Below are 1,093 nucleotides of genomic sequence, written 5' to 3' on the forward strand. Positions count from 1 at the left end.
CCACTTTCATCGAAATATCCTTTTCCGACCATTTCGCAAAACTCTTTTATATCTAAATGGTGTATCCACACCACCAATTCATCATCACGCCAATCTAATTCAGTGCTAGTATCTTCTATAAATTCAATTAGCTTTTCTTTGTTCATTCTATTAACTCCCTTGCAATGTAATCATATTGTGAATTAATTTAAACGTTTCCCACAACGCTTACAATAAACTTTTTGCCATACATATTCATGACCAAACATATCTTTTAAGTGTTCTTTTACTGGTATATGTCCCAAAATAAAACATTTAATATTTTTCATTTTCAATACCAATAAAATCCTTCCACACTTTTTCAACTTCTCTATTACAACCATCAGTAAATCCAATCAATCCATCTGCGCATCCTATAATATTTTCCTTACAGTGTCCTATGCAGTCATAATTTTTGAAAGGACATATATTTTCATTTTTTTCAATTAATGCGTCGACAATGTAATCAATGTAAGATGAATCATCACAATCTTCCTCCATATCTGGAATATTAAATTGGTCATAGAGTAATACAAAAATCGCTTTTTTAAGATTGCTATTTTTTGCTTCATTCTTTTTCAATTTAGACTCTCACTCCTTCTTCTTTTAATCAATTTACGACTGTTCCTGCTGCTCCAATATCCTATTTATTGCTTTATTATAAACACTAACTATCTGTAAAAATTCTTCATTGTTTAATGCTTTGTTCAAAGTTGATAGTTCCATAAGATGCCTTAGTTGCTTAATTCCTATTCCATCATTTATTACTATTGATTTTTCCATTGTTTTCACCTTTCTCTACGTACTGGAATGTCATTGGCGTGAACACCAATTTACTGTACAGATTATTAATCTCTTTAACCGTATTTTCTTTATTGGCACTAAGTTCCTCCATAATTATGTCCCTACTATTCAACTCTTGGAGTTCTAAAGTTTCTAGCCCTTTCTTAATCTCTCCCATGTTATCCATAACATTGTCCTCTAGACAATTAATCCTATTCTCTATTCTTTTAAAGCTCACATTTACGGTTAATAACCCGATAATAACAGTTAATGATAAAACGATTAAACAAAC

The 1,093-nt window shown here is 30.7% G+C and carries 3 protein-coding genes; all 3 read right to left on the reverse strand.

The genetic code is table 11. From position 1 onward, the window contains the following. Positions 1 to 294: 294 nt before the first annotated feature. A complete protein-coding gene (locus ACWPW7_RS23345) occupies positions 295 to 600 on the reverse strand; it encodes a hypothetical protein (protein ID WP_454055642.1) in 306 nt (101 codons plus the stop codon). Positions 601 to 633: 33 nt separating this feature from the next. Continuing rightward, positions 634 to 801 carry a hypothetical protein gene (locus ACWPW7_RS23350; protein WP_454055643.1) on the reverse strand — a complete coding sequence of 56 codons (168 nt, stop codon included), beginning with the start codon at positions 799 to 801 and terminating at the stop codon, positions 634 to 636. Beyond that, positions 776 to 1,093, reverse strand: a 318-nt coding sequence (locus ACWPW7_RS23355) for a hypothetical protein (protein WP_454055644.1), incomplete at its 5' end; no start/stop codon positions are given. The genes ACWPW7_RS23350 and ACWPW7_RS23355, both read right to left, overlap by 26 nt.

It is taken from the genome of Clostridium sp. Marseille-Q7071, assembly GCF_965112025.1.